The following is a 12,770-nucleotide window of genomic DNA, read 5'->3' on the forward strand; positions in this document are numbered from 1 at the left end:
CATGAATATTATAAAAATAAAATTTCGGCTTAACTTGAAATTTTGAGAAAACTTTAGAATGAGTAACTTTAGTCCAGATAGCGGGGAGCAATCCGCAATTTATAAGTAACAAGTTGAGAGATACGGGAGTTATGATTTACAAGTTACAAGTTGCGGATAAATCTTCTCAGGAAGATTGAAATGAATTGAGAATTGATGATTGATAATTGACAATTGAAGGATAAATATTCCTGAGAAGATTTCTAAAATAAAAAAATGTAATTAAAGAAAATCTGTGATTTTCAACAATAATCTTCAATTGTGAAGTTTCAATTGTCAATTAAAAAAAGGGCGTAGTCTTTTGTTCTGAGTTTAACTTAATTTGTAACTTAAATTAATTTGATATTTGCAAAGTGATTAATTTAGTGGTTTTTAAGGAGGGGATATAGATGAAGTTTATTCATACAAGTGATTGGCACATAGGAAAAATAGTTAATGAATTTCATATGACAAAAGATCAAGAGTTCGTATTAGAGGAACTTTTTAATATTATAGAAGAAGAAAAGCCCAATGCTTTAATTATAGCGGGGGATTTATATGATAGATCGGTAGCTCCGGTTGAGGCTGTAGAACTTTTAAATAAGGTGTTTAATAAGATCTTAATAGAATTAAAGACGCCTATAATAGCCATTGCGGGTAATCATGATAGTGGAGAAAGATTAGAATTTGGAAATGAATTAGTTAAGCATAGTGGTCTTTATATGCAGGGAATATTTAAAGAGGACGTAGAAAAAATTATTATTAATGATGAGTATGGACCAGTAAACTTTTATATGATTCCTTATGCAGAACCTGCTGTTATAAGAGAGTTATACAAGGATGAAACAATAAAGACCTATGATGATGCTATGAGAGCTATAATAGGTAAACTTAATATAAATAACCAAGAAAGAAATGTAGCAATTGCCCATGGATATATAACATATATGACAGATAAAAAAGAAGAAAAAGGTGGTCTTATAACAAGTGATTCTGAAAGACCGCTTTCTATTGGTGGATCAGAACTTATTAATGCATCATATTTTGAAAAATTTAATTATACAGCATTGGGACATTTACATGGTCAACAAAGGGTTGGAAGTGACAAGATAAGATATTCAGGATCAATTTTAAAGTATTCATTTTCAGAGGTTAAGCAAAATAAAGGAATATCAATAGTTAATATAAATGAACATGGAGATGTAAATGTTGAACTTAAAGAATTCTCCCCTAAAAGGGACTTTAGAATTTTAAAGGGAGAAATAGAAAGTCTTATAGATCCAGATGTATATAACCTGGGAAATAAAGAAGATTATATAAAAGTTATATTAACTGATGAAGGTGAAATTTTAGAGCCTATGGCTAAGTTAAGGGCAGTTTATCCTAATATTATGGAGCTTACCAGAGAATCATCACTAAGAGGTAAAGATGATATATCAATGGATAATAAGAATTATAAAGATAAGTGTAAACTTGAATTATTTTCGGAATTCTATGAGGCAATAACGGGGAAAAGTTGTAGTGAAGATAGATTAGATATAATGAAAAGTATTATTGAGGAAGCTGAAAGAAGGGAGCAGTAATTATGAAGCCAATTAAATTAATTTTAAATGCTTTTGGTCCTTATGCAGGAAAAGAAGTTATAGATTTTTCAAGGTTACAAGATAAAAACATATTTTTGATTACTGGTCCAACAGGAGCAGGTAAGACAACTATATTTGATGCAATAACTTTTGCTTTATATGGAGAGGCTAGTGGAAGTGAGAGGGAAAAAACTTCTTTAAGAAGTGATTTTGCAAAGGATTCAGATTTAACCTCAATAGAATTATGGTTTTCTTTAAGGGGAGAGGAGTATTATATAAAAAGGATACCTCAACAATTAAAAAAGAAAACTAGGGGAGATGGATTTACAGAACAAAAATCTGATGCAGAGCTTAAAAATCCAGAAGGAAAAATTATTACTGGCGTAAAAAATGTAGACGAAAGTGTTGTAAGTATTTTAGGTATAACAAAAGAACAGTTTAAACAAATTGTAATGATACCACAGGGAGAATTCAGAAAGCTTTTAACATCAGATAGTTTAGAAAGGGAAAAGATATTTAGAAAAATATTTGGAACGGAAATTTTTGATAAAATACAAAGAAAAATAACAGATGAAGCTATTAATTTAAAAAAAGAAATAGAGAAAGTTCAAGAAGGAAGAAATACCTATTTAAGGAGCATAAAGTGTAAAGATATAGATGATGAATTATACACTATGATAAATGCTAAGGATCTTAATATAACTGAAATTATAAGTAGAACAAAGATCCTTATAGATAATGATGAGAAATTAGAGGGTAATTTAAATAAAGATAAAGAAAATTTATCTGAAATAATAAATAAAATAAATGAAGAAATAATAAGAGGACAAAACACTAATAAAAGATTAGAGGAGAAGGAAAGCTTACAAGCAAAAATAGATGAAATAAAAGAAAAAGAACAAATTTATTTACAAAAGGAAGAGCATCTTAAAAAATCTAGAAAAGCTTTAGAAGTAAAAAATTTAGAAGATGTATTTGAGGATAGAAAAAAAGCATTTATAAGGTCAGAGCAGGAACTTAAAGATGCTATTGGTAAGGAAATAATAAGTCTTGAAAGGTTTAATAATGCTAAGAAAACTTTTGATAAAGAAAAATTAAGAGAAGATGAAAAAAAATTATTAAACATAAAAATAAGTGAAGTTGAGAAATCAAAAGAAAAAGCTGTTATTTATGAAACTAAAAGACAAGAGTTTAAATCTATAAATCACAATGTAAGAGACTTAGAAAGTACTGTTTTAAACTTAAAGGAAGAAATAAAAAACAGTAAACTTGAATTGGATAAACTTCACAATGAAATAGAGATATCAATAAAGTGTGAAGGTGATCTAAAAGGTATACAAGCTGAAATAAAGGATAGAGAAAGAACACGAGAAGCACTACTTAATTTCCATAAACAATTAAAAAATTTAAATTCTAAAAAAACAAAATTTAATATGGAAAAACAAGAGTTTTATAATATAGAAAAACGTTTCAAAGAAGTAAAATCAAATTATGAAGAAATGGATGAAATGTTTAGAAAAGGTCAAGCTGGATTACTTGCTTATACTCTAAAGGAAAAAGAACCCTGCCCAGTATGCGGATCAACAGAACACCCAATGCCGGCAAAGCTTATAAAAGGTATACCTACGGAAGAACAGTTAAAATCTTATAAGGTTTTATATGAAGATGAGGACAAAAAATATAAAACAAAACTTGAAGATTTAAAGATTTTAAATAATGAAATTGAGAATTTTATAAATGATGTAATCAATAAATGTAAAAAGGAAATATTCGAGGAGGAAGAGATTGAGGTAAAAGATTTAAATAAAATAATACTTGAAAAGGGAAGAGAAAATACAGAAAAATTAAATAAACTTAAATCTAATGAAGAAAAAATAAATGAAATTATTAAAGGTAAACATGTTTTAATTGAGCAAAAACAATGTATTGAAAAAAATATAATTAATAATGAAAAATTATTAGAGGAAAAAAGTAAACGCCATATAGATATGAAAGGGAATTTAGAGGCTGTCAGGGAATGTCTTAAATCCATAGAAGATGAATTTGGTGGAGAAGTAAAATCCATAACAAATATAAGTTTGGAACTAAATGAATTAAAGGATACTATTAACATAATGAGATTAGGTTATGAAAGAGCAGAACATGAGTTTAATGAAAGTAGTAAACTTTATTCAGAGTGCAAAGCAGATAAGCTTGCTAAAGAAAAAAATCAAATAGTTGTAAAAGAAGAAGAAAAAAAAGCTAAAGATGAATTTAAAGAAAAGTGTAGTACTTGTGGATTTAATGCATATGAAGAATATAAAAATAGTTATTTAGATGAAAAAGAAATTGAAATATTAGAAGATGATATAAAGGGTTATACAGAAGAAAAAACTATAATCAATTCTAAGTTTAATTCTATATTAGAGGAAACAAGATATTTAATTAAAGTAAACTTAGATGAAATAACACAAAAACTAAATACAAATAAATTAGAAGACAAATCTCTATCAGAAAAGCAAAAGGAAATTTTCTCAAGAATAGATAATAATAAATCAAACTTAAAAGAGGCAAAGAAATTAACAGAAAAGATTTTAACTAAAGAAGAAAAATTTAAGGTCATAGGAGAGCTTTCAAATATTACAAGGGGTTATAATAGTGAAAAAATAAGCTTTGAAAGATATGTATTAGCAGCATATTTTGATGATATTATAGAAGCATCAAATTTAAGACTTAGAAAAATGACATCTGGAAGATTTGAGCTTTTAAGAAAGAAAGAAAAAGGAAAAGGCGCAGCCCAGCAGGGATTAGATTTAGAGGTATTTGATAATTACACAGGTAAAGCAAGGCATGTAAAAACTTTATCAGGAGGAGAAAGTTTTAAAGCATCTCTATCAATGGCCTTAGGACTTGCAGATGTTGTTCAATCATATGCAGGGGGAATACAGTTAGATACAATGTTTGTAGATGAAGGCTTTGGAACATTAGATCCTGAGTCATTGGATAATGCAATTCAATGTTTAATAGGACTGCAAAGCAATGGAAGACTTGTTGGGATAATATCTCATGTACCAGAACTTAAAGAAAGAATTGATGCTAGACTTGAAATTACACCTGCTAAAGAAGGAAGTAAAACAGTATTTAATATATAAACATAAGGCACATTCAAAAGAATACGCCTTATTGATAAATTAAGAGTAGTAGGTTTGATAAAGTACAGTGAGAGACGTATTTTTTATAATATTTTCTCACTGTACTTTATATAATATATTAAGGCACTTAAAAAATAATGGGCTACGGATTCTAAATATACAAGAATACTGGTCTAATATTTTTTCAAGATACCTAAAGTTTAATTTTTTAAGTTTTGTAGTAATTCAGCATTTCCTTTTTCAATAAAAATTATTCCCGCAGAAAAAGCAAGAACTATAATATTTGAATAGATGGTTTTAAAGAAAAACAAAATTATTAAACCAAGTATAAAAATAAGAGATTCTAATAAATAAGATTTACCTACATTGGATAGATACTTTTCAGTATCTTTTATTTTATGTTTATGTTTAACTTTAGATAATTTATATTCTAGAATTTTTTTAGGTGATTTTAATAAAAATACAATTCCCCAGAATAGTCTTGACAGTGCAAATAATAAATATAGAGTTAGAACAGCAATTATTATAATTATCATGTATAAAAATACCCCCAAACATATTTAAATTATATAAATTTTTCTAGAATCACATATTTTGAATTTTGTTAAGAAAATTAAATATGAATCTAAAAAATATTAATTAAGGATATTCTAACATAAAATATATAAATCATATATAAGGCACAGTAAAAAAATAACAAGTCAGTATGCTAGGATATTTGACTTGTTATTTTATTTCATGTACCTAAATAAAATCCCTTGTAATATTACAAGGGATTTTTATGGTGCGGCAGAGAGGATTCGAACCCCCGGCCAATTGGTTCGTAGCCAACTACTCTATCCAGCTGAGCTACTGCCGCGTATTAAGTTAACATAAATATCTTAACACAAAAATGTGATAAAATCAATGTTTAATATTATTGAAATATATATAGTCTATATTTTTGGAATATTAAAAAGGTTTTTGTTTTTTAGTGTTGAATTATATCTTAGGGATAACTTTTTAAATTAGGGGGATAAATCATGTTAACTAACATTAAAACAAACTTAGAAACTATTGAAGCTATGCTATATTTTTGGCAAGCAACATCTGAAAAGGAAAATGTTGCAGAATCATTTTTTTATGATGTAGCAAACATGAAGGGATTAACTTTATGTTATGATGATGAATTTACTGGGGAGTCAATAAGAAAAGTTTTAAGTGCAATAAAAAATAGAGAACTTTTATCTAATGCAAACCAAAAAGAAAAGAGATTTTGGAATTATAATATGTGGGTTATGGAGGATTTTGAGTACACAAACTCTATGGTTGCACCAGTAAAAAAATTGAACTTAGATTTTTTAGTGGATAAATTAAATAAAAAAATGGAAAATATAAAATATGATAACATAGAAGTGTTTTTTGCACCTCTACATCTTGATGATTATGTAATAAAGGATAATTGTTTAGTATTAAACTTTTTTAAAGTGAAACCAAGTGATTTTGACGATAGCACATTATTTACAGATAAAGTTTTAGAAGAGTATATAGAAGATAGATTGATTGAACTTTTGAATAAATAGTTTTATAAGTTACAAATTGTGAGTGACAAGAGACAAGTTATTAACGGAGTTTTCTTTACGATGGTCAGAAAAGACTTAAACCTAAATTTTTATTAATAGATATATACTAAAAGCGTGTGTATGTGAGAATTAGCAAAGTCTTTGGGGAATGTCAATGTTTTTTTATAACTTAGGATACTAAGTGAAATCTGCTTGTTTATGGTGATTACCATTATATATTTAATGGTTAAATGAACTTTAGAAATTTATAATAAAGTTAAATTTGCGGATAACTTCTAAAAAGATTAAAATACATAAACTTGTCGCTTGTTACTATAAACTTGTCACTTAAAAGTGGCGTAGCCACTTTTTTAAATAGTATAGTTTTTCATATAAGACTTAGGAGAAATATGATACATTTTTTTAAAAGCTCTTACAAAGGTTGAATAATCATTAAATCCACATTTAACACATACGGATGAAGTTGGTATACCTTTTTTAATAAGCTCTGAAGCTAAAATCAATCGTTTTTGGTTTATATACGAGTGAAGAGTATATCCAGTTTGTTTTTTGAATTTATGCATTAAATAATATTTGCTCATGAAGAATTTACAGGACAAAGTATCAATTGTTAAATTTTCACATAAATTAGAATTAATATAGTCTAAAATCTTTTCTATACTTTTATCAAATTCAATATCAAGTGATTCGTATGAAATATCATAGGTTATAAATAATCTATTAATATACACCATAAACTGAACAAATAAAGAGCTACTAAGAATATCATTTCCGGATTCTTCGGATTTCAAATTATTTTCAATCTGAGAGATCAATTTTTCAAAAACATTAATCCAGTAACTATCAGTTCTCAAAAGATTTATTTTATAGTCAGAGGCTATTTTAAAACATTTTAATAAATCAAACTCATTAGAATTATGGCTTGTTAGGAAATCAGAATTTACCCATAGCACAATTCTTTCATAGGTTTCATTGCTATCGATTAATGGTTTATGCACTTCATAGCTGTTTACTAAAAGTATATCCCAAGGTTTTAATTTATAAGATTTACCTTCAATTAGATATGAAACTTTTCCAGATAAAAATATAATTATTTTATTAAAATCATGGTAATGTAATTCAAATTCTTGATTAAGTTTATCTTTTAAATGAAACAGCTGAAAATTTTTATTTAAATATCCCCTTTTGTTAGTATATGAGGCTGATTTATTGTCCATGCGTATCACTCCATTAACAGTATAGTAATTCTATTATAGCATTTTTTGCAATGTTTTAAGCAGTTTTACCTATGTACTGAGTAAAAACTGTAGCATATAATACAAATAAGTGATAACATGATTTAAAATTATTAAGATATAGACTTAGGCACATTCAAAAAAATAATAAGTCAGTATGCTAGTCTATTTGATTTGTTATTTTTTATAATATTTATTTTATGGAGGTTATATATATGATTAAGAAATTAAAAGTTGGTATATTAGGAGCTACAGGATTCGTTGGACAAAGATTAATAACATTACTTCATAATCATCCATTTTTTAAAATTGAAGTTTTGGGAGCTAGTGAAAGATCAGCAGGGAAGACTTATGAAGAAGCACTTGATGGTAAATGGAAACTTGATATAGATATGCCTGATATGGTAAGGAATATGGTTGTAAAAAATATAAATGAGGTAGAAGAAATATCTTCTTTAGTTGATTTTGTATTCTGTGCAGTTAATATGCCGAAGGATGATATAAAAAAAATAGAAGAAGCATATGCAAAGGCAGAAACACCAGTTGTATCAAATAATTCTGCTCATAGAATGACAGGGGATGTTCCTGTTATAATACCAGAAATAAATACTCAACATTTAGAAATTATAGAGAAGCAAAAAAATAGATTAAATACTAAAAGAGGATTTATAGTAGCTAAACCTAATTGTTCAATACAAAGTTATGTTCCAGCTATAAGTGCCTTAATGGATTTTAAACCTACAAAAATAGTTGTATCAACTTATCAAGCAATATCAGGAAGCGGTAAGACACCAAAGGAATGGCCTGAAATGAATGATAATGTAATACCTTATATAGGTGGAGAAGAAGAAAAAAGCGAACAGGAGCCATTAAAAGTTTGGGGACATATAGAGGAAGACAAAATAGTTATTGCTGAATCACCAGTTATATCAGCACAATGTATAAGGGTTCCTGTAAGTGATGGCCATTTAGCAACTGTATCTGTCTCTTTTGATAAGAAACCGTCAAAGGAAGATATATTAGAGCATTGGAAAAACTTTAAGGGAAGACCTCAGGTTTTAAATTTACCAAATGCTCCAGAACAATTTTTAACTTATTTTGAAGATGATAATAGACCTCAAACAAGATTAGATAGAGATATAGAAAAAGGAATGGGCGTTACAATAGGAAGATTAAGAGAAGATAATATATTCGATTATAAATTTGTATGTCTTTCCCACAACACATTAAGAGGGGCAGCAGGTGGGGCTGTATTAACAGCAGAGCTACTTTGTGCAGAAGGATATATAACATCTAAAAATTAAGCTAGCATATGTTGGCCATAATTTAACAAATTGTTCCTAAATAAAAACAAAAACACAAAAGTATAGGAATTTATAAAATTTATGTGTAAATTTTATAAGTATATATGTTTCATTAATAAAATTACATTTATATTGTCGTAATATATAAACAGCACTTATTTTAAATGAATAAACTTTATTGAACCATATATATTAAATATTTATAGTCTTTTTTAGTTTAAAGTGGAAAGCTTATTTTAGTGACAAGTTGCAAGTTAAGGATGAAATCTTCTTAAGAAGCTTTCTTAAATAAAGAATATTTTTAAGAAAACCTGTGGTTTTCAACCTCATAACTGAATATCATTAATGGATTCTAATCTAAACTTGATATTCAGTTATTTGAACTTGTCACTTGCCACTTGTCACTTTTAATTTGCCACTAGGTTAGTTTTAACACCAATTCTTTCACCCATAAGAATTTTAGTTTCAAATCCTAATTTGCTCTGTTCTAAGATATCACTGTCAACTTTAATTGTATTTTCTTTAAAGAAAAGAATAGTTGTTGATCCGCCAAACTTAAAATAGCCTTTTTCATCACCCTTTTTTACAGGTATATTTGGCTTATAAGTTTGAATTATAGTACCTACACAAGTAGCTCCAACTTCAATAAGTATTACATCACCAAAATTTTCAGAATAGAATATACTCCACTCCCTTTTGTTTTGACAGAATAATTTTGGAATCTTTTCAAGTGCAATTGGATTTACTGAGTAATAAGAACCGTCTATTTCACGTGAATCAGAACAAGTTCCATTATCTATAAAATGTAGTCGATGATAGTCAGTAGGACAAAGACGCACAATCATACAAGTTCCATTTTTATATTCATTGGCAGTTTTTTCATCACCTATTAGTTCTTTAAGACTGTATGTAAATCCTTTAACCTGAATTATGTTATCTAAATCTATATTTGTGAAAACACTAAGTCTACCATCAGCAGGAGATACTAAAACATTAGAATCAGTATTAATAGGTCTAGCATTAGGTTTTAACTTTCTAACAAAAAAGTCATTAAAAGATTTAAAATCACCTTGAGATCTCTCGGATATGGACATATCTAGATCTAAATCATTTATAAAAGAAGATATTTTTTTAGAACTTAACTTTGTATCGCAATATGATCCATATATTTTAGAAAATAATTTTCTTTTTACGAAGAGCTCTAAAAGGCTAGTTCCAATAGGGGATGAATAATTCCATTGAAGGTACTTTTCACCGGCAACTTTTTCAATTTCATAGTCTTTAGTGGATCTATTGTATATTTTTATCATTAAAGAATCCCTCACTTACAAGAATTTATTTTTTAAATTTTATAATTAATATATATTTAACTCTTAATTAATATTGAAAATATATATATATTCTAACCTATAAACAATATAGAATTCAAATATTATACTGACTAGTCGTAATTTACAGAAAAATTATAGTGATCAGTATATTTTCCTTGTATGACGGGGTAAGTTAGGGTATGATAAAGTTGAATTTATTTATGTGGAGTTGAAGTATTATGAATAAAACCAAAAAAGCTATATTTCAGTCGGCTATAAAAGTATTTTCCTATTCTGGGTATAACAAAGCAACAATGGATGAAATAGCACTATCTGCAGGTGTAGCTAAAGGAACATTATATTATCATTTTAAAAGTAAAGAAGAAATATTTAATTTTATAATGAGTCAGGGGCTGGATTTAATAAAGCAGGAAGTTAAAGAAGCAACAGATGCAGAAGATGATATATTATTAAAAATAAGAACAATGGTAAAAGTTCAATTAAAACTTTTGTATAATAACAAAGATTTTTTTAAAGTTGTAATGAGCCAAGTTTGGGGTCAGGAAGTTAGACATTTAGAATTAAGAAGGTTATTAGATGAATATTTAACAATATTAGAAGTTTACTTAAGAGAGGCTATGGAACATAACATAATCAAAAAAGGTGATAGCAAATTTATGGCTTATACTTTTTTTGGAACACTTTGCTCAGCTGCGATTTTTGAATTTGTGCATGTTGGAGATAAAGATATAGATGAACTTATAGATACATTAATGGGATATGCATTGTCAGGAATACAAGTTTAAGCAATATAAAATTATATAAAAATAGATAGAGGATCTTTAAAATGTCCTCTATCTATTTTTTACATTAACCCTGATTTTAATATGGATATTAAAAGCCATAATCCAAATATTGCAGATACTATAAACCCTATTACCCCTATAATAGATAGTCCTGAAATTTGAGGACCAACATTGGAAGCAAGTATTAAGGCAGAGCTTACTATTATAGCAGATACTACAAGACCAAAAACCATTCTATTTATCATTTTATTTAGTGCAGCAACAGGCTTATTTAAATTTTTATGCTCCATTTTTATGGTTGTACGACCACTTATCAAATTGTCAGCAAGTTCAACTAGTGTTGAAGGTATCTTAAGACCATCCTTAAGAAATGTGTAACCTTTTAATGATAACTCGTTTAAAGACATATTTTCCATGAAATTAGTATTATCTTTTACATAAGGAATAGCTATATCCATTATATTTATGTTGGGAGAAAGCATTGAAAGATTGCTTTCTAATAACACTAAGCTCTTCATAACAAGTGTTAAATCTTTAGGCAGTTGTATGTTATGTTTTTTTAGAAGACCAAATACATCTTCAAGCATCAAAGATATTTTTATATTTGATAATGAAGTGTTTACGTAACTATCTAAAACATATTTCATATCTATATATAATGAGTTTTTGTCTACAAATCCTTTTCTTATTCCTATAGATAAAAATATATTTATAAGTTTATTTATATCTTGAAGAGCAAGAGCAACAATTGCATCATTAAGAGCAATTCTAAGACTTGATGACAAATTTCCCATTATGCCAAAGTCAATAAAACAAATTTTGGTATCCTTAATTAATATATTTCCGGGGTGAGGATCACCATGAAAGAAACCATCTTTAAAAACTTGTTTTAAAAAGCCTAAAGCAAGTTTTTTTGCTAGATCATCTAAATCATAATCGTCATCCTTTAGTTGATCTATATTATCTATTTTTATCCCTTTAATTTTTTCTAAAGTTAATACTTTAGAACTACAAAATTCATCAACTACATAGGGTGTGTAAATAAATGCAACATCAGAATTATTTTCTGAGAATACTTTTATGTTATTTGTTTCAATTTTAAAGTCTAATTCTTGTTTTGAACCTTGCCAGATTTCATCTATAGCTTCATATGGATCTATAGGCAAAGTTTCAAATTTACCTTTGACTAATTTAAGTATTTTTTTAATAACGTGAATATCAACTTCCATTTTTTCAGCAATATGGGGACGTTGAATTTTCACAATAACAGATCTACCATCTAATAAAGTTGCCTTATGTACCTGAGCTATTGATGCAGAGGCTAATGGCTTTTTACTAAAATTAAGAAAACATTCATCTATACATTTATTAAATTCTGAAGTAAATACAGAATTTATTTCTTCAAAAGATACAGGTGAAACGTTATCTTGAAGTTTTCTAAATTCGTCTATGTATTCTTTTGATAAGATATCAGGCCTTGTGCTTAATATTTGACCTATTTTTACAAATGTGGGGCCTAATTCTTCGAAAGCACATTTTAGATTAACAGGATCCGGGAATTTCTTTTTGAACTTAAAATCTATTAAGAAATCACATCCGTATTTGGTAAAAATCTTTATAATTTCTCTAAATCTCTTTTGATATTTGTTGACCATAAGGTTTTTTTTGAAACCTCCTTAGATATTTATCAGATGGCTACCACCTTGTAACTTCACCATGCTCTTACAAGGTGGGAGATAATAGGTGGTACACACCATAGATTAAGTCAGCTAACATTCATAGGGTGGTACCATATGAATGAAAGATTCGTATTATAAAAAC

At 27.5% G+C, this 12,770-nt stretch carries 9 protein-coding genes and 1 tRNA gene; 5 read left to right on the forward strand and 5 right to left on the reverse strand.

Annotated features, from left to right (window positions below; translation table 11 throughout):
• The first annotated feature begins 428 nt into the window (after window positions 1–428).
• Window positions 429–1,601: an exonuclease SbcCD subunit D gene (locus tag BM119_RS15630; protein WP_090042668.1), complete on the forward strand. Its 1,173-nt coding sequence runs from the start codon at window positions 429–431 to the stop codon at window positions 1,599–1,601.
• Between the two features lie 2 nt (window positions 1,602–1,603).
• The gene (locus BM119_RS15635) at window positions 1,604–4,732 is read left to right on the forward strand and encodes an AAA family ATPase (protein WP_090042669.1); all 3,129 of its coding nucleotides are present in this window, start codon (window positions 1,604–1,606) and stop codon (window positions 4,730–4,732) included.
• Between the two features lie 200 nt (window positions 4,733–4,932).
• On the opposite strand, the gene BM119_RS15640 is transcribed toward BM119_RS15635, so the two are convergent.
• Both BM119_RS15640 and BM119_RS15645 read right to left on the reverse strand, forming a co-directional pair.
• Window positions 4,933–5,268 carry a hypothetical protein gene (locus BM119_RS15640; protein ID WP_090042670.1) on the reverse strand — a complete coding sequence of 112 codons (336 nt, stop codon included), beginning with the start codon at window positions 5,266–5,268 and terminating at the stop codon, window positions 4,933–4,935.
• A 246-nt stretch (window positions 5,269–5,514) separates the two neighbouring features.
• Window positions 5,515–5,591 (reverse strand) — tRNA-Arg (locus BM119_RS15645).
• A gap of 163 nt (window positions 5,592–5,754) precedes the next feature.
• On the opposite strand from BM119_RS15645, the gene BM119_RS15650 reads away from it, so the two are divergent.
• Window positions 5,755–6,294, forward strand: coding sequence for a TDE2712 family protein (locus tag BM119_RS15650; RefSeq protein ID WP_090042671.1), 540 nt, complete (start codon window positions 5,755–5,757; stop codon window positions 6,292–6,294).
• Between the two features lie 350 nt (window positions 6,295–6,644).
• Here the strand turns inward: BM119_RS15650 and BM119_RS15655 are convergent, their stop codons facing one another.
• The gene (locus BM119_RS15655; protein ID WP_090042672.1) at window positions 6,645–7,511 is read right to left on the reverse strand and encodes an AraC family transcriptional regulator; all 867 of its coding nucleotides are present in this window, start codon (window positions 7,509–7,511) and stop codon (window positions 6,645–6,647) included.
• Between the two features lie 233 nt (window positions 7,512–7,744).
• On the opposite strand from BM119_RS15655, the gene asd reads away from it, so the two are divergent.
• A complete protein-coding gene (asd, locus tag BM119_RS15660; RefSeq protein WP_090042673.1) occupies window positions 7,745–8,833 on the forward strand; it encodes an aspartate-semialdehyde dehydrogenase in 1,089 nt (362 codons plus the stop codon).
• A gap of 407 nt (window positions 8,834–9,240) precedes the next feature.
• On the opposite strand, the gene BM119_RS15665 is transcribed toward asd, so the two are convergent.
• Window positions 9,241–10,143 carry a phosphatidylserine decarboxylase gene (locus BM119_RS15665; protein WP_090042674.1) on the reverse strand — a complete coding sequence of 301 codons (903 nt, stop codon included), beginning with the start codon at window positions 10,141–10,143 and terminating at the stop codon, window positions 9,241–9,243.
• 239 nt (window positions 10,144–10,382) lie between these two features.
• On the opposite strand from BM119_RS15665, the gene BM119_RS15670 reads away from it, so the two are divergent.
• The gene (locus BM119_RS15670; RefSeq protein ID WP_090042675.1) at window positions 10,383–10,949 is read left to right on the forward strand and encodes a TetR/AcrR family transcriptional regulator; all 567 of its coding nucleotides are present in this window, start codon (window positions 10,383–10,385) and stop codon (window positions 10,947–10,949) included.
• A 59-nt stretch (window positions 10,950–11,008) separates the two neighbouring features.
• Here the strand turns inward: BM119_RS15670 and BM119_RS15675 are convergent, their stop codons facing one another.
• Window positions 11,009–12,604: an ABC1 kinase family protein gene (locus tag BM119_RS15675; protein WP_090042676.1), complete on the reverse strand. Its 1,596-nt coding sequence runs from the start codon at window positions 12,602–12,604 to the stop codon at window positions 11,009–11,011.
• Between the last annotated feature and the right edge of the window lie 166 nt (window positions 12,605–12,770).

Source organism: Clostridium frigidicarnis (assembly GCF_900111985.1).
Taxonomy (GTDB): domain Bacteria; phylum Bacillota; class Clostridia; order Clostridiales; family Clostridiaceae; genus Clostridium_Z; species Clostridium_Z frigidicarnis.